Origin of the sequence: Pseudoalteromonas sp. Angola-4, from assembly GCF_028599265.1 — a bacterium.
In the GTDB taxonomy this organism is placed as follows: Bacteria; Pseudomonadota; Gammaproteobacteria; order Enterobacterales; family Alteromonadaceae; genus Pseudoalteromonas; species Pseudoalteromonas atlantica.
On the sequence record NZ_JAQREK010000075.1, the window covers coordinates 1 to 484 of the forward strand.

Annotated in this window: 1 protein-coding gene; it reads right to left on the reverse strand. The window is 51.0% G+C overall.

The features are described 5' to 3' along the window. Positions 1 to 484: Ig-like domain-containing protein (locus PSH48_RS20870; RefSeq protein ID WP_273612309.1), on the reverse strand; the 484-nt coding region annotated here is incomplete at both ends.

Sequence of the window (484 nt, forward strand, 5' to 3'; positions counted from 1 at the left end):
GCACTTCGGTAGTAATTGTTTGCAGATTACCCGCTTCATCCGTCACGGTGATCGTAACAACGGTGCCCTCAGGCTCACCCGTTGCAGACCCTGAAATAGTCGGTGTGGTGTCGTTTGTATCACCCACCGGGTCAATTAACACTGTGGGCGCTGCGGTATCAACTTCGCCTGTGGTCGTTGCTGTAGTTTCATTACCTGCGTTATCGGTTACCGATACCTCAACGGTAAATTCACCTTCACTTAGCTCATTGGGTACATCTACACTAAAGGTGCCATCGGCTTGCACTTCGGTAGTAATTGTTTGCAGATTACCCGCTTCATCCGTCACGGTGATCGTAACAACGGTGCCCTCAGGCTCACCCGTTGCAGACCCTGAAATAGTCGGTGTGGTGTCGTTTGTATCACCCACGGGATCTATTATTACTGTAGGCGCTGCGGTATCAACCTCACCTGTGGTGGTGGCTGTAGTTTCATTACCCGCGTT